This is a genomic window from Vibrio sp. 1978 (assembly GCF_033344345.1).
Genome location: NZ_JAWPOP010000585.1, coordinates 1 through 644, shown reverse-complemented (window position 1 = coordinate 644; position 644 = coordinate 1). Strand labels below are relative to the sequence as shown.

Below are 644 nucleotides of genomic sequence, written 5' to 3'. Positions count from 1 at the left end.
ACAGCAGATCGAGATTTTACTCAGCGCATTAGAGCAATTACAAACGCAGTACGAATCGCAATTCAAGAGCTTAAACAAGCGTTTAGACAGGATAGAGAACCCCGTCGAGCAGACGATAAGCTCAGAGAAATCTATAGAAATAAAAGGGCGGAGCGAATTGATATTCTCGACAATGACGCAAGAGCAGCAGAGCAGCGCGTGCGCGAGTTGCAGTCACGCAAAACTGAGCATTCAGAGCGAAACATCGACCCCGAAAAACCAGAGCGAGAACTTAAAATTTGAGTGCTTGAGCGGAACGAACAAGGAAATGGTTTTTGCGTGTACCAAGTTTACAGATGAATAAATGATCTTCTCAGATCAAAGATTATAGTGGTATGATTTGGTTCAGAAAAAGAAAAAGCCTGCTTAGATAATCTTGGCGGATTCAGCAGGCTTTATTCAATATGTTGAGATAATTATAATGCATAAATTACTTGAAATACAACCCGTATTTACTGCATTTAGCTGCCGCCAAGGGTGGTTAGCTATGTGCAATTAGAGAGGTTCACCGCAAGGGTGCTCAAGCACCTTCCCAACAAGCCGTATTGCTCTGATGATAAGACTGCAAGGCTTATCAGAACGCAGCGTTACGCACTAAAAGAGCC

General features: G+C 43.0%; 1 protein-coding gene. It reads left to right on the top strand.

Annotated elements, in window-relative coordinates:
* On the top strand, positions 1-282 hold a 282-nt coding region (locus R8N49_RS27965), incomplete at its 5' end, for a hypothetical protein (protein ID WP_318190549.1).
* Positions 283-644 lie beyond the last annotated feature (362 nt).